Here is a 13,875-nt window from a genome sequence, read left to right as displayed (position 1 = left end):
CCGCTCCCCCGCCAGACTCACCGGCCGCCGCACCAGATCGACCACCTTGTCGACCAGGGCCGCACCCCGCACATCCACCAACACCGTCCGCTGCAGCAGCTCATTCACTCCCCGACAGCCCGCCGCATGCGGAAAGTCACCCATGTCCCCCGTCGCCACCGTCTCCACGATCACCGCCTCGACCCGCCGGAACGCCGCCCCCGCCCCCTGCAACACCGTGACCCGATCCGCATCCGACAACCCCGCCAGCGCATCATCGGACAGCACCGCATCAAGGTCAGCGATGACCCGATCCAGAAGCTCCGCAGTGCTGTTCATACCCCCCAGTCAACCCGGAACCACCGACATTCGAGACCCAAAACCACCCCGAATAACCCCAGCTCAACGCCATATTCCAATCTCCCAATACAACGCAGACAAGAACGCGCGGCAGGCGGAGGCAGAGACAGAAAACGGGGGCGAGCAAGGAGGAGAAGGAAGCGGGAGGCAGAAAGCAGGAATCGAGAAAGCGGAAGGCAGAAAGTGGGAGGAGCTCCCTACATCCCCGCCCGATCGAACGCGATCGTCGGCACGTCGACCACGTGGGATCCGCCATCGGCCACGATCACGGCACCCGTGACGTACGACGACTCCCCCGACCCGAGAAATCGCACGACCGACGCGATCTCGGCGGGCCGAGCCGGCCGCTGCAACGGCACATCCGCCGTCACTGTCGCATACGCCTCCTCACGCGACTCGAGGCCTGCCTGCGTGGCGAACTCGTCCATCTCCTCGTCCGCCATCGGAGTCTGCACCCACCCGGGGCACACCGCGTTGACCCGCACGCCCCGTCGCCCGTAGTCGCGGGCGAGTGTGCGCGTCAGGCCGATCAGAGCATGCTTGCCCACCGTGTATCCGGCCACCGACGGCCCCGCGAAGAGACCGGCGAGCGACGACACGATCACGATCTGCCCCTTCGCCTCGATCAGCGACGGCAATGCCTCTCTCGCCATCACGAACGCCGTGGTGAGGTTGGCGCGGATCGCCGCATCCCAGCTGTCGTCGTCGGTGTCGGCGACAGGCGAGAAGCCGTGTCCACCGGCGTTCGCGACCAGCACGTCGAGCCGCCCGAACGTCGCGAGCACCTCGGCCACCGCGGCTTGGGCGGATGCCGTGTCGGCGGCGTCCGCGATGATCGGATGCGCGCCCACCGCATCCGCCACGACGCGCAACGGCTCGGGCCGCCGTCCGACCACGACGACGTGCGCTCCCTCTGCGGCATACCGCTCGGCGATCGCGGCGCCGATGCCGGTTCCGCCGCCGGTGATGACGACGACGCGTCCCGAGACCGTCGATCCGACTGCAATTCCCATGTCTGCTCCTGTTCCTGGTGCGCTCGCGCGCAGTTCACACGCTCACGCGCCATCCGGTCGCGCCGAGATCATCACGCGGGGAATCCTGACCGGGCCGAGTACCCGAAGTCGCTGAGGATCGTCGTGCCGTTGATCGCTCTGCTGCGCGGAGAGATGAGATACAGCACGTGCGACGCGACATCCTCCGGCGTCTGCACCGCGAACGACGGATCGACGAACGCCTCGGTTCCGAGGTCGCCCCGACTCATCGGAGTGTCGACGATCGACGGCGCCACCATGTTCACCCTGATGCCGTCGCCGGCGAGATCGACCGACAGCGACCGCCCCAGCTGCACGAGCGCCGCCTTCGACGCACAGTACGGCGCCATGCCCGGTGACGACACGAACGCGGAATCGCTCGCGAGCAGCACGACGGATGCGGCGGCCGATCCGCGCAGTGCCGGAAGCGCCTGGGCGAGAACCAGGAACGCCCCCGTGACGTTGACCGCGAACACGGCATTCCAGTCGAGAAGGGACACCTCCTCGATCGACGACCCGACCACGCCAGAGATTCCGGCGCAGCAGACCACCGCATCCAGTCCGCCGAGTTCCTCGACGGAGGTGGAGACCGCATCAGCCACTTGCCTCTCGTCGGTGACGTCCACGACCCGCACCACGGCGTCGACGCACCCGCGTGCCGTCTCATCGAGCGCGGCAGCATCCCGATCGAGCAGCGCCACCCGCACCCCTTCTGCGGCGAGCGCGAGGGCGGTCGCCCGCCCGATGCCGCTCGCTGCTCCCGTGATCAGCGCGGTGGTGCCGCTCAGCTGCAGGTCCATGATCTCCCTGAGACTCCGTCGCTGCGCCGGCGGCGCTCTGTGAGGACGGCGGTGTCATCACGGTCATCCTGCTCTGCCGTGCGCAAGCCGGGAACACGGCAAAGACGGCTGTGCGCGCTGGCACCATCGTCCTTCGCTCAGGGTCAACCGTCAGCCGCCCGGCGCGAGCAGACTCGCTCTATCGACGATCCCCCTCGTCGTCGATGCCGTTCGACACAGCCGTCACCGAGCAAAGGAACCGACGTGGCAGACCCGATATCTGCGTCCACGACGCAGCACGACCACACTTCTCTTCGACCTGGCGCGCTGGGCGTCGCCGGCATCGTCTTTCTCGTCCTCGCCGCTGTCGCACCGCTGACCGGCATCGTGGTCGTCGCCTCACTGGCGATCGCCCTCGGAAACGGCGGCGGCACGCCGATGGCCTTCTTCCTGGTCGCCGCGATCCTGCTGCTCTTCGCCGTGGGCTACGCGCAGATGTCGAAGCAGCTCGTGAACGCCGGCGGCTTCTACGCGTTCGTCGTGAGGGGACTCGGCCGCACGGGTGGTCTCGTCGCCGGCCTCATCGCCACGCTCGGCTACAACTTCTTCGTCGTCGGCACGATCGGCACCAGCGGCTTCTTCATGCAGAACATCATCCGCGACCTCACAGGCCTCGACGTGCACTGGCTGATCTGGGGTCTGGTGTCGATCATCGTCTGCTTCGTCCTCGCACGCGTCGGCGTGGACTTCTCATCGAAGATCCTCGGCGTCTGCCTCGTGCTCGAGGTGCTGATGCTCGTGGTCTTCGACGTCTCGGTGCTCGTGCAGACCGGATACGACGTGGCCGCCTTCAGCCCCGAAGCGGTGTTCTCGGGCTCGCTGCCGATCGGCCTGCTCCTCGCCGCGACAGGCTTCCTCGGGTTCGAGGCGACCGCCCTGTTCAGCGAGGAGGCGAAGCAGCCGCTGCGCACCATCCCGCGCGCGACCTACACCTCGATCATCGCGATCGGTGTGATCCTGGGCGTCACGACGTGGGCCGTCGTGAGCGCGACCGGCGTCGCGCAGGCACAGGCCACGGCTCTCGAGCACCTGCCGACGGGCGACCTCATCTTCATGCTGTCGCAGCAGTACCTCGGCGGTCCGCTGACCACGGTGATGATGATCCTGCTGCTGGTCAGCCTGTTCGCGGCGATGCTCGCGTTCCACAACTCCGCCACGCGCTACCTCTACTCCCTCGGGCGCTCGCGGATCCTTCCGCATGCCCTGGCCCGTACGCGCCGCAACGGCGCCCCGCAGCTCGCCGGGATCGTGCAGGCCTCGTTCGCAGCGCTCGTGGCGATCCTCTTCGCGATCGCCGGCGCCGACCCCATCCTCACCCTGGTGCCGGCCATGCTCGGCTTCGGCACCCTGAGCGTGCTGATCCTGCAGGGACTCGCGGCGATCTCGATCGTCGTGTACTTCCGTCGTTCCGGCGACCCGCGGTGGTGGAGCACGTTCATCGCTCCGGGCATCGGATTCCTCGGCATCGCAGCGATCTCGGTGCTCGCGATCGTGAACTTCAACATCGTCGCCGGATCCGAAGAGCTCGCGATCCGCCTCATGCCGCTGCTGCTGGTGGTGGCTCTCATCGGCGGCATCGTCTACGGCGCCTATCTCACGCGCTCCAAGCCCGCCGTGTACGAGGGCCTCGCATCCGATCTCGAGCGATTCAGCGATCGCTGACGCTCCCCAGACCCACACCCAACTCGAGGAGAGACATGACGACCCTGAACCCCGCCGACACCTCCACCTGGCTTCCGCTCGAGGGCTTGGCCCCCGGATTCGACGCGAACAAGGCCCCGCATTCGACCGCGCTGAGCGGCAGGGAGATCACGGTCATGGATGCCCGCGGGACCCGCATCTCGCACCGGTTCGCCGACACCACGGTCACGTGGGACTACCGGCCGGGCGCCGAGGACTCCACAGCGCCGGCATCCGACACCGACGACTACGAGGCCTTCGAAGTCGACGACGAGCTTTACTTCGTGCAGTTCCACCACAGCTACCTGCCGAACGAGGCCGTGTCGCTGGTCGTCGACCTGCGCCACGGGCGCGCCCTCGCCGTCATCTCGGTGATCCTGCCTGCGCCCGAGCAGGGACGCACCCGCGTGCAGCACATCTTCGCTCCGAGCACGATCGAGGGCGCGACCGTGACGGGCGCAGAGCCCGCACCGACCACGACGCTCATCGGCCGCCGCGTCGAGTGGGTCTACAGCGAGGAGCACGCATACGAGCACGTCTACCTCTCGGAGCGCTGGTACTCGTGGCAGTGCCTCGCCGGTCCCGAACGAGGGCTCGCCGACACCGACGAGAACAGCGTGTGGGAGGTGCGCCCCGGCATCTACATCTTCGCGTGGCGCGAGAAGGTCATTCCCTGCGCATCGGTCACGATCGCCGACCACCGCGACGTGAACGCCATCCGCTCGCACGGCGTGCTGTTCGGCCTCGACGAGTCGGGCGAGGTGCCGACGCACTTCACCTTCGGCGCGCACGGCCGGCTGCTCTCGACCACGCATCACGGCTCGGGGCTCGAACCGGCCTCGTTCGGGGCTCTCTGACATGGTGGCGGCGGCGGACCTCATCGTCACAGGCTCGGTGGTCCGCACTGCGGATCACCGGAATCCGGTCGTCGAGGCGTTCGCCGTGCGCGACGGGCGGATCCTCGACGTCGGGACCAGGCTCGCGATGCAGGCGCACCGCGGGCCGGACACGCGGATGCTGGACGTCGGCGACGCCGCGGTCTACCCAGGTTTCGTCGACGTGCACAACCACCACGCCATGGCCGGTCGCACCGAGCTCTTCGAGCTCTCACTGCCGCCGTCGCTCGCCCTCGACGACATCCTCGACCTCGTGCGCGACAAGGCGCAGACGTTGCCACCGGACGCGTGGATCGTGGGCGGACCGGTGTCGACCACGCTGCTGCCCACACTCGCGAACACCGCGACCAGACAGCGTCTCGACGAGGCGGCCGGTGGTCGACCGGTCGTGCTCGTCGAGGACTCGAGGCACAACCGGTGGGCGAGCACCCGGGCACTGCAGCTCGCGGGCATCACCGCCGACGGCATTCCCTCCGGCGGCGTCACCCTGCTCGATCCCGACGACGGGACGCCGACCGGGGTGCTGCTCGAAGCTGCGGGCATCCCGGTGCAGGAGGCCTACGACCGCAGCGGTGGACTGACGGACGAGCAGCACATCGCCGCATCCCGTCGCGGCGTCGAGATCCTCAACTCCTTCGGCATCACGACGTTCCAGGATGCCGGGGTGTCGACCGACATCCTCGCCGCGCTCGCGGCACTCGACCGGTCTCAGGAGCTCAGCGCCTGGGTCGTCTCGTCGTTGCTGATCAACGACGAGATCTTCGGGTTCGATCCGATCGGCGCAGCGCTCATCGATCTCGGCGAGCAGTTCCGGACCCCGCACCATCGGCCCGACTTCGTGAAGATCTTCCTCGACGGGGTGCCACCAGCGCGGACCGCGTCGTTCCTCGAGCCCTACGTGGCGGATGCCGTGCACGGCGCGCACTTCCACGGCGAGACGACGATGGACTTCGACGAGCTGCACACGTGGCTGCGGTCGGTCGCCGAACGGGGACTCGGCGCCAAGGTGCACTGCACGGGCGACGGGTCGGCGCGTCTCGTGCTCGACGTCGCCGCACGCATCCGCGCCGACGGCTTCACCACTCCGATCCAGATCGCGCACGGCCAGTTCCTGGCCGATGAGGACATCCCCCGGTTGCGCGCCCTCGATGTCTCGGCCGACATCTCGCCGTTCATCTGGTTCCCGGGCGTGATCCCTCGGGCTCTCGCCGAGGTGCTCGGTGATCGGGCCGAGCATTCGCAGCCCAACCGTGCCCTGATCGATGCAGGAGCGCTCGTCGCCGGCGGCTCGGACTGGCCGGTGAGCGAGTCGCCGAACACTCTCGAGGGACTGCAGGGACTCGTGACGCGCGCCGACCCTCTGGGGCGCGCGCCTGGCGTCCTCTGGCCCGAGCAGGCGATCACCGCCGAGGAGGCGCTCGAGGTCTTCACGATCAACGCCGCGACCGCGATGGGGCTCGGATCGGAGACCGGATCCCTGACGCCAGGCAAGTCCGCAGACTTCGTCGTGCTCGCGCGGGATGCGATCGCCGGCCCTGTCGACGAGATCGTGCACACCCCCGTGCGCTCGACCTGGTTCGCCGGTCGCGAGGTCTACACCGCGAGCTGACCAGGTCGCGGGCGACGCGCACCCTGTTCGCCGCTCTGCTCGCCGCCCACGCGAGTGCGCGTCTCTTGCATGCGTGGTCAATATCGCACCGCTCAGGAGCGATTCGGATGCGTTTTTGACCCCGCATGCGAGATGAGATGCGGTTTTGACCCCGCACGCGAGACGAGATGCCGAAGCCCCCTCCCGAACTCGCAGGAGGGGGCTTCGAGCGTGCACAGCCGTCAGCGTCCGAGCAGGAACCTGGCCCCCAGCTCGCCGATCATCGCCGCGGGCGCGTTGGTGTTGCCCGTCGGAACGGTCGGGATCACCGATGCATCGATCACGCTCAGCCCCTCGAGGCCGCGGACGCGCAGCAGCGGGTCGACGACCGCGTCGGCATCCGATCCCATCCGGCAGGTGCCCACCTGGTGGTGGTAGGTGATGGCCGTGCGGCGCACCCAGTCCTCGATCCCGTCGTCCGGCACATCTGGTCCTGGATACACCTCGGTCGCTCCCCACTCGTCGGCGAGCGCCGGCTGCCCACCGATCCGACGGCACTGACGCACGGATGCCGCGAGCGACGCGACATCCCTGTCGTCCGCGAGTGCACCGAGGTCGATCAGCGGCGGGTCGTCGAGATCGGGACCCGACAGGCTGAGCGTGCCCCGGCTGTATGGCGTCACGAGGCCCGCCATGAGCGTGAATCCGTCGTCTCCGCGAGGTTCGAGCTCACCCCACATCGGCACCGAGAAGTGGATCGGCTGCGTGTCGGGCTCGGCCAGATCGTCGCTACTGCGCCAGAACAGGTGCGACTGCGTGACAGAGACGCCGGGCTGCGGCGGACCCACCGGCCGCTCCGTCGTGAAGATGACGGGCGAGAGCAGGTGGTCGTGGAGGTTCTTGCCCACACCGGGCGCATCGACCACGACCGGGATGCCGAGGGCTGTCAGCTCGTCGGCGGGGCCGATGCCGGAGCGCAGCAGGATCACGGGCGATCCGATCGCACCGGCCGAGAGCACGACCTCGTCGGCGAAGACGTCCTCGGAGTCGGCGCCCGATCCGAGCCGGACACCTATGGCGCGACCTTCCTCGACGATCACGGAGTGCACCTCGCGTCCGGTCAGGACCGTGAGCCTGTCGGCGACCGGCTGCGCATAGGCCATCCACGTGTTCACCCGGCGTCCGTCCCGGATGGTCACCTGCTGCTGCGAGACACCGTCGAGAGTGCCCCCGTTGTAGTTCGGATTGCGGGGCAGCCCCTCCTCGACCGCCGCGTCGATGATCGACGCCTGAATGGGCGAGAGCTCGTAGTCATCGGTGACGGGCAGCACCTCGTGCTCGAGCGCGGCGAAGACGGGTTCGACGGTGCTCCACCCCCACCCCGTCGCGCCCGCCCGCTCCCATGCGTCGTAGTCGGAGGCCGCGCCGCGCACCCAGATCATCGCGTTGAGGGCGTGCGACCCCCCGGTGACCTTGCCCCGCGGAAGATGCAGTCGGCGACCGCCGGCGTGCTCCTGCGGCACGGTGAAGAAGTCCCAGTCGTCGGCGGAGTGCCACAGCTCCCCCGCCCGCGACGGATCGTGGATCGCGGGGTTCGAGTCGTATCCCCCGGCCTCGACGAGCGTGACCTCGATGCCCGCATCGACCAGCCGTCGGGCGACGATCGCCCCCGAGGTCCCGGCGCCGACGACGATCGCGGTCTTCACGCCTGACCCTTCCGTCCTGGGCCCGACACGACCTGGGTCACGGCGACGGACTTGAGCCCCTCGACTCCGAATTCCAGGCCGTAGCCCGAGCTCTTCACGCCACCGAACGGCACCATCGGATGCAGCCCGCCGTGTGAGTTGATCCACACCGTGCCCGATTCCATGCGCGTCGCCGCCTCGCGGGCGGCGTCGGGGTCGCTCGACCAGACCGATGCACCGAGACCGACGTCGACCGAGTTGGCGAGGGCGAACGCCTCGTCGACGTCGCTGTACCTGATCACAGGAAGCGCAGGACCGAACTGCTCCTCCTGCACGAGCGCCGCGTCGTTGTCGATGTCGGCGACGATCGTGGGCCGATAGAACAGCTCGCCGAGTTCGGACGCCGCCTCGCCGCCGGTGACGACACGGGCGCCGCGACTCTTCGCGTCCTCGACCAGCCGCGACACGATGTCGAACTGGGCACGATTCTGCAGCGGGCCGAGCACGTTGTCTTCATCGAGTCCGTTGCCCATCGGCACGGAGGCCGCGATCTCGGCGAGCGCGTCGACGACCTCGTCGTAGACGGAGTCGTGCACGTAGAGGCGCTTCATGGCGGCGCACGTCTGACCGGTGTTGATGAACGCGCCCCAGAAGAGGTCCTGCGCGATCGCCGAGACCTCGGTGCCCGGCAGCACGATGCCCGCATCATTGCCGCCCAGTTCGAGGGTGAGGCGGGCGAGGTTGCCGGCCGAGCTCTCGATGATGCGGCGCCCGGTGGCTGTCGATCCGGTGAACATGATCTTGTCGATGTCGGGGTGCGAAGCGAGGCGCGCGCCGACCTCGCGGTCGCCCGAGACGCCGATCAGCACGGCGGCCGGCAGCACGTCGTTCATCACGGCCAGCATGGCGAGCACGCTCAGGGGCGTGTATTCGCTGGGCTTCGCGACGACGGTGTTCCCCATCCTCAGCGACGGACCGATCTGCCAGATGGTGATCATGAGCGGCCAGTTCCACGGACCGATCGCACCCACGACCCCGGCCGCCTTGTAGATGAGCTCGGCATGCAGGGTCTCGTCGTCGACCAGCACCTGCGACTCGATCGGGATCGCCGCGTTGGTGCGCAGCCACGCCGAGCACGCCCCCAGTTCGAAGCGCGCATTCGGGCCGTTGAGCGGCTTGCCCTGTTCGCGCGAGAGAAGGTGCGCGAGCGCCTCCGCATTCGCGTCGATCGCGTCAGCGGCTGCGATCAGCAGCTCGCTGCGCTTCGCGTGCCCGAGAGACTCCCAGCAGGGCTGGGCCGCGCGCGCCCGCACGATCGCATCGTCGAGGTCGGCGACCGAATGTTCGGGCGCACGACCGATCACGTCGCGCGTGGCGGCATCCGGGATGTCTCTTCCAGCGCCCTCCGGTGCCTGGATGCGGTCGAGCAGCACGGTGGCTGCGGATGCGGCGGATTCGGACATCGGGACTCTCCTTCGAGCGGGACGCGTGCCAAGGAACTGGCGGTCGTCTCATTGTCGAACGCCGTGGCACGGCCCACTTGTCGAGGAGTGCGCCGCAGATGTCCGAGTGCGAAGGGATGACCCCGCATCCGCTCAGATCAGGGCGAAGTCCTCGAAGATGAGGGTCGTGCGCGTCGAGCGGATCGAGGGGATCGCCTGGATGTCTTCCAGTACGATGCGACGGAGGTCGCGCGCGTCGCTCGCTCGGACGAGCAGGATGACGTCGAAGTCGCCGCCGACGAGTGCCATGTGCTCGATCTCGGGGATGGCACGCAGCCGTGCGCTGACCTCCTGCCACGTCGCCTGCTCGATCGCGAGGGTGACGTAGGCGCTCGCATGATGACCGAGCAGCACGGGGTCGGTGCGCACGGTGTATCCGGTGATGATGCCCGAATCCGTCAGGCGCCTGATGCGCGCATGCGCCCCCGCCCTCGAGATGTGCACCGCGTCCGCGATGGCGGTCATCGAGGCTCTGGCGTCGCGCCTGAGCTCCGCGAGGATCGCGTGGTCGGTCTCGTCGAGCGTGATCATGGAACCCCTTCGTCCGTGCCTGAATTCTGACATTTTGCTGCGCTGGATGCCAACCGCAGAGCAATCGTCCACGATGTGCCGATTGTTCTTGGACGACTGCCCGCGGCGGCGCATGCTGTCTCCATCAGGTTCGGCAAGGAGGGCGAACGGATGGAACACGCAGATCTGCTCCCGCGCGACGCGGCGGTCCAGCTCATCGGCCCCGACGGCGCAGTCGTCGACGACGAGCGCTATGCGCTGCCGGACTCCGATGGCCTGCTCGCCGCCTATCGCGGTCTCGTCGAGGGGCGCCGCATCAACGATCAGGCCAGCGCCCTTGTCCGGCAGGGCCGCCTCGCGGTCTACCCGTCGTCGCACGGCCAGGAGGCCTGCCAGATCGGCGCCGCACTCGCTCTCGCCGATGACGACTGGCTCTTCCCGACATACCGCGACTCCGTCGCGGTCATCGCACGGGGCGTCGCGCCGGCCGAGGCGATGGTGCTGCTCAAGGGCGACTGGCACTCGGGCTACAACGTACGAGCGCACCACGTCGCTCCTCAGGCCACTCCCCTCGCCACGCAGCTGCTTCACGCGGTCGGCTTCGCGTATGCCGCGAAGAGGCGCGGCGAGCGCACCGTGGTCGTGGCCCTGTGCGGAGACGGCGCGACCAGCGAGGGCGACTTCCACGAGGCCATGAACTTCGCCGCCGTCTTCCACGTGCCCGTCGTCTTCTTCGTGCAGAACAACGAGTTCGCGATCTCAGTGCCGCTCAGTCGTCAGACCGCGGCGCCCTCCCTGGCCCACAAGGCGATCGGATACGGGATGCCGGGGCAGCGTGTCGACGGCAACGACGTCGCCGCGGTGCTGGCGGTGCTCGGCGAAGCGGTCGATCGGGCGCGAGCAGGCGGCGGACCGACGCTCGTCGAGGCGCACACCTACCGGATGCAGGCGCACACGAACGCCGACGACGACACCCGCTATCGCGAGCGGGCCGAGGTGCAGGCGTGGGTCGCGCGCGATCCACTCGCGCGCCTGCGCGCCCATCTCACGAGCACGGGCGCGCTCACGGAAGAGCTCGAGGCCGAGTTCGCCGGAGGGGCTGAGCAGACGGCGTCTGCGATGCGCGAGGCCCTCAACACGGATGCCGACATCGACCCCGAGGATCTCTTCCGATTCGTCACCGAGTCCCGCTCGCCGCAGCGCGAAGAGCAGTGGCGGATGCTGAGCGGCGAGATCGAGCTCGCGCACGAACCAGCCGGAGGTGCACGATGACCATCGCCCACGACGACGTCCGCGTCGACGCGCACACGACGACCGTGTCGACCATGAGCATGGCCGCCGCTCTGAATCTCGCCCTCGCTGATGCCATCGAGCATGACCCGGAGGTCGTGGTGTTCGGCGAAGACGTCGGCGCGCTCGGCGGAGTGTTCCGTATCACCGACGGCCTCACTGCGCGGTTCGGCGAGGATCGCTGCTTCGACACCCCGCTCGCCGAGTCCGGCATCGTCGGCACGGCCGTCGGCATGGCGATGAACGGCATGAGGCCCGTCGTCGAGCTGCAGTTCGATGCCTTCGCCCTCCCGGCGTTCGAGCAGATCGTCAGCCACGTCGCGAAACTCGGCAACCGCACGCGCGGCGGGGTGCGGATGCCGCTCGTGATCCGCATCCCGTTCGGCGGAGGAATCGGCGGGGTCGAACACCACTGCGACTCGTCTGAGGCGTACTACGCCCACACCCCCGGTCTCACGGTCGTGAGTCCGTCGACGCCGCAGGACGCGTACTCGATGCTGCGCGCGGCGATCGCCTCGCCCGACCCGGTGATCTTCCTCGAACCGAAGAAGCTGTACTGGACGAAGGGCGAGGTCGACACCTCGGTGATCACCGAGATCGGCACCGCCCGGGTCGCGAGAGAGGGCACTGACGTCACCCTGATCGCCTACGGCGCCTCGGTGCCGCTCGCCCTCGAGACGGCTGAGGTCGCGGCATCGGAGGGGCGCAGTGTGCAGGTCATCGACATCCGTTCGCTGTCTCCGTTCGATGACGAGGCGGTGACCGCCGCCGTGCGTTCGACGGGTCGGGCGGTCGTGATCGCCGAAGCCCCTGGATTCGCCAGCGTGGCATCCGAGATCCAGGCGCGGGTCTTCGAGCGCTGTTTCGAGTACCTGGAGGCGCCCGTGCGCCGGGTCACCGGATTCGACACCCCGTATGCGCCTCCCAAGCTCGAGCACTGGTATCTGCCCGATGTCGACCGCGTCCTCGACGCGATCGACTCGCTGCACTGGGAGGACGAGTCATGACCGCCCTGACCGGCCGCGTGTTCCGTCTTCCCGATCTCGGCGAGGGACTGACCGAAGCAGGGCTCGTGCAGTGGCTCGTCTCCGTGGGCGACACCATCGTCATCGATCAGGCGATCGCCGAGGTCGAGACGGCCAAGAGCATCGTCGAGCTGCCCTCGCCGTTCGCGGGCGTCGTGACGGCGCTGCACGGAGAGCCCGGCGCGACGATCGACGTCGGCGCCCCGGTGCTCGAGGTCGCCGATGCGGCGCAGTCAGCGAGCGCGAACGGAACCGACGCGCCCGAGACTCCGGATGCCGCAGAGCACGAGGCCTACCGAGAAGAGGAGCGAGCGGGGTCGGGAAACGTCCTGATCGGCTACGGCACCTCCGAGAGAGCGACGACAGCCCGCCGCCGTCCGAGGGCGACGACGACGTCGTCGACACCGCCCGAGCCGACAGCCGGAGGCTCGGCGCAGTCCTCTCCTGCGGGCGCCGCACCGCGCCGCCCGGTCGCGGTGCGCTCGCCTCTCGTCCGCAGACTGGCGCGAGATCTGGGGCTCGACGTGCACGACATCACCCCGACCGGGCATGACGGCTCGATCACCCGCGCGGACGTCCTCGCCGCGGCCGTCGACGACGCGGTCGACGGTGCAGCGGCGCAGCATCGCAGCACGAGCGAGCAGGACCTCGACGGCCTCCCCGTGGTCTCCCGCGAGCGCCTGTCGGCTCTGCGCCGAGCCGTGGGCGCGAAGCTCAGCCGCAGTCGCTCCGAGATCCCCGAGGCGACCGTGTGGGTCGATGTCGATGCGACCGAGCTGTGGGCGCTGCGCGCCGGCATGACGCCCGAGGGAGGCAAGGCTCCCTCCATCACCGCGCTGATCGCGCGCTTCGTGCTGCTCGCTCTCGCGGATCACCCCGTGCTCGCCTCGCGACTGAGCGAAGACTCATCGGAGCTCATCACGTTCGACGGAGTCAATCTCGGCGTCGCCGCCGACACCGACCGCGGACTCATGGTCCCCGTCATCCCGCGGGCACACGACCTCACGGTCGAACAGCTCGACGCGGCGCTGCGTGAGCTGACGACCGAGGCGCGCGCCGGGTCCATGGCACCGGAGCGCCTGCGCGGATCGACGTTCACCCTGAACAACTACGGCGGGCTCGGCGTCGACGGCTCGGCCGCGATCATCAACCACCCCGACGTCGCGATCCTCGGGATCGGTCGCATCATCGAGCGCCCCTGGGTCGTCGACGGTCAGATCGTGCCACGCCGCATCGCACAGCTGTCACTCGTCTTCGATCACCGCGTCTGCGACGGCGGGTACGCCGCCAGTTTCCTGCGCCGTGTGACGGAGCTCATCGAGCATCCGCTGCGTGCGTTCGGGAGAGTGTGAGGGCCACTCACCTCGGTCTTCGCCGCTTTATCGACGCAGCGCTTGGACCCAGTGTCAGCGTGCGCTACTCTCGACAATTACTGACCGATCATTCGGTAAGTGCCCCGGGCGACGCGGCGTCGCTCTTCCCCCACCGCA

The 13,875-nt window shown here is 68.7% G+C and carries 11 protein-coding genes and 1 pseudogene; 6 read left to right on the top strand and 6 right to left on the bottom strand.

Features of this window, described 5'->3' with window-relative positions:
- The 3 genes and pseudogenes from ACIOU8_RS10200 to ACIOU8_RS10190 form a co-directional block, all read right to left on the bottom strand.
- A pseudogene (locus ACIOU8_RS10200) lies at nt 1–318 on the bottom strand (hypothetical protein); the annotation flags it as partial.
- A gap of 218 nt (nt 319–536) precedes the next feature.
- The gene (locus ACIOU8_RS10195) at nt 537–1,352 is read right to left on the bottom strand and encodes an SDR family NAD(P)-dependent oxidoreductase (protein ID WP_400788779.1); all 816 of its coding nucleotides are present in this window, start codon (nt 1,350–1,352) and stop codon (nt 537–539) included.
- A gap of 71 nt (nt 1,353–1,423) precedes the next feature.
- Nucleotides 1,424–2,170 (bottom strand): SDR family NAD(P)-dependent oxidoreductase, encoded by a 747-nt coding sequence (locus ACIOU8_RS10190; protein WP_400788778.1) that lies wholly within the window; start codon nt 2,168–2,170, stop codon nt 1,424–1,426.
- A 243-nt stretch (nt 2,171–2,413) separates the two neighbouring features.
- Here ACIOU8_RS10190 and ACIOU8_RS10185 point away from each other — a divergent pair, with 243 nt between their 5' ends.
- Genes ACIOU8_RS10185 through ACIOU8_RS10175 form a run of 3 tightly spaced genes read left to right on the top strand, consistent with a single transcriptional unit; the run spans nt 2,414 to nt 6,394 of the window.
- Nucleotides 2,414–3,871: an APC family permease gene (locus tag ACIOU8_RS10185; protein ID WP_400788776.1), complete on the top strand. Its 1,458-nt coding sequence runs from the start codon at nt 2,414–2,416 to the stop codon at nt 3,869–3,871.
- Nucleotides 3,872–3,906: 35 nt separating this feature from the next.
- A complete protein-coding gene (locus ACIOU8_RS10180; protein WP_400788773.1) occupies nt 3,907–4,746 on the top strand; it encodes a molybdenum cofactor biosynthesis F family protein in 840 nt (279 codons plus the stop codon).
- Between the two features lies 1 nt (nt 4,747).
- The gene (locus ACIOU8_RS10175; RefSeq protein ID WP_400788771.1) at nt 4,748–6,394 is read left to right on the top strand and encodes an amidohydrolase; all 1,647 of its coding nucleotides are present in this window, start codon (nt 4,748–4,750) and stop codon (nt 6,392–6,394) included.
- A gap of 221 nt (nt 6,395–6,615) precedes the next feature.
- On the opposite strand, the gene ACIOU8_RS10170 is transcribed toward ACIOU8_RS10175, so the two are convergent.
- The 3 genes from ACIOU8_RS10170 to ACIOU8_RS10160 all read right to left on the bottom strand — a co-directional run bounded on the left by ACIOU8_RS10170 (nt 6,616) and on the right by ACIOU8_RS10160 (nt 10,091).
- Nucleotides 6,616–8,079 carry a GMC family oxidoreductase gene (locus ACIOU8_RS10170; protein ID WP_400788769.1) on the bottom strand — a complete coding sequence of 488 codons (1,464 nt, stop codon included), beginning with the start codon at nt 8,077–8,079 and terminating at the stop codon, nt 6,616–6,618.
- Nucleotides 8,076–9,521 (bottom strand): aldehyde dehydrogenase family protein, encoded by a 1,446-nt coding sequence (locus ACIOU8_RS10165; protein ID WP_400788766.1) that lies wholly within the window; start codon nt 9,519–9,521, stop codon nt 8,076–8,078. Before ACIOU8_RS10165 ends, ACIOU8_RS10170 begins: the two co-directional genes overlap by 4 nt.
- A 132-nt stretch (nt 9,522–9,653) precedes the next feature.
- Nucleotides 9,654–10,091, bottom strand: coding sequence for an Lrp/AsnC family transcriptional regulator (locus ACIOU8_RS10160; RefSeq protein ID WP_400788763.1), 438 nt, complete (start codon nt 10,089–10,091; stop codon nt 9,654–9,656).
- 150 nt (nt 10,092–10,241) lie between these two features.
- On the opposite strand from ACIOU8_RS10160, the gene pdhA reads away from it, so the two are divergent.
- From pdhA to ACIOU8_RS10145, 3 genes are read left to right on the top strand one after another with little or no spacing between them, the layout of a single operon-like run.
- Nucleotides 10,242–11,342: a pyruvate dehydrogenase (acetyl-transferring) E1 component subunit alpha gene (pdhA, locus tag ACIOU8_RS10155; protein ID WP_400788760.1), complete on the top strand. Its 1,101-nt coding sequence runs from the start codon at nt 10,242–10,244 to the stop codon at nt 11,340–11,342.
- Nucleotides 11,339–12,367, top strand: coding sequence for an alpha-ketoacid dehydrogenase subunit beta (locus tag ACIOU8_RS10150; RefSeq protein ID WP_400788758.1), 1,029 nt, complete (start codon nt 11,339–11,341; stop codon nt 12,365–12,367). The genes pdhA and ACIOU8_RS10150 overlap by 4 nt, the downstream gene beginning before the upstream one ends.
- Nucleotides 12,364–13,737 (top strand): dihydrolipoamide acetyltransferase family protein, encoded by a 1,374-nt coding sequence (locus ACIOU8_RS10145; RefSeq protein WP_400788756.1) that lies wholly within the window; start codon nt 12,364–12,366, stop codon nt 13,735–13,737. Before ACIOU8_RS10150 ends, ACIOU8_RS10145 begins: the two co-directional genes overlap by 4 nt.
- The last annotated feature ends 138 nt before the right edge of the window (nt 13,738–13,875 follow it).

The sequence above is a fragment of the Microbacterium sp. NPDC087589 genome, from assembly GCF_044743635.1.
Classification (GTDB): Bacteria; Actinomycetota; Actinomycetes; order Actinomycetales; family Microbacteriaceae; genus Microbacterium.
The sequence above is the reverse complement of the archived record's forward strand: the minus strand, read 5'-3'. Positions and strand labels throughout refer to the sequence as shown.